The organism is Streptococcus oralis (assembly GCF_001588645.1).
GTDB lineage: Bacteria > Bacillota > Bacilli > Lactobacillales > Streptococcaceae > Streptococcus > Streptococcus oralis_AB.
Genome location: NZ_LAYF01000025.1, coordinates 1 through 773, shown reverse-complemented (window position 1 = coordinate 773; position 773 = coordinate 1). Strand labels below are relative to the sequence as shown.

1 protein-coding gene is annotated in these 773 nt (G+C 47.7%); it reads left to right on the top strand.

Features of this window, described 5'->3' with window-relative positions:
• On the top strand, positions 1-773 hold a 773-nt coding region (locus A0739_RS09585; RefSeq protein WP_231082585.1), incomplete at both ends, for a pre-toxin TG domain-containing protein.

Sequence of the window (773 nt, the reverse complement as noted above, 5' to 3'; positions counted from 1 at the left end):
GAAGCCCTTAACATTCAAAAGTATAAAACGACTAACAAGATAGGCTATAAGCGCATCGAGTCTGTGAAAGATCCTTATGGCCATCCTGTCGGTACCAAGGAAGTCACCCCACCTGAGATAGGGATTGACGAGCTCTACAAGGTTGATAGTCCTTATAAGGCATCACTGAAGAAAAGCTATGAAGAGTATAAGAAGAGTAAGGACTATAAGGATCATAGGCTGACCGAGACGGAATATGTCCAAGTTATGCACCAAACTCGATCTTTCGAGTATGTATCGATTGATGATGAAAAGTCCACTACAGAGATGTGGCGAGATTTGACTCTGACCGCGGCTACAGTTGTCTTGTATGTCTTCTGCCCTCCTGCCGGTGCGGTTCTATCAACGGTCGTATCAGCAGCGGAAATGTATTCCGCCGTTTCGGGCAAGGACTGGGGGACTGGCCGCGAGCTGGACGGGAACGAGAGAGTTATGAGGGGAGCCTTTGCCCTGCTTGACTTGATCCCAGCAGGTAAATACCTCAGTGGCTTGGCCAAGACAGGAAAGACTGCAGGCCTCACCGCTGTTAAGACTAGTATCAAAACAGCAGTGAAGGAAGGCATCGAACAAGGTGCTAAGAATTTCGATACCTTTAAAGGGCTCTTGAAGAAGACCAAGGGGCTGGGGGATAATATTTACCACTCCTTACCGACCTATCGAAAACAACTCGCCCGTCACTTACAAAATACAGTGGATGAAGGCCTTCTAAATCTAAGCAGGGCAACCCAAGAAGG